A 230-nucleotide genomic window follows, 5' to 3' on the forward strand; every position below is an offset into this window, starting at 1 on the left:
CCTCCTGCGTGACAGGCAGGCATTCTAACCAACTGAACTACCGGACCAATGGTATTGCGGGGGACGGATTTGAACCGTCGACCTTCGGGTTATGAGCCCGACGAGCTACCAGACTGCTCCACCCCGCGTCGTTTTAAAGGGAAATGCTACATTTTTCTAAATGGTGGAGGATGACGGGATCGAACCGCCGACCCCCTGCTTGTAAGGCAGGTGCTCTCCCAGCTGAGCTA

1 tRNA gene is annotated in these 230 nt (G+C 55.7%); it reads right to left on the bottom strand.

Features of this window, described 5'->3' with window-relative positions:
• Positions 1 to 54 precede the first annotated feature (54 nt).
• Positions 55 to 128 (bottom strand) — tRNA-Met (locus tag SAZ04_RS23155).
• Positions 129 to 230 lie beyond the last annotated feature (102 nt).

This window comes from Halalkalibacter lacteus (genome assembly GCF_036663595.1).
Lineage (GTDB): Bacteria > Bacillota > Bacilli > Bacillales > Bacillaceae_D > Halalkalibacter > Halalkalibacter lacteus.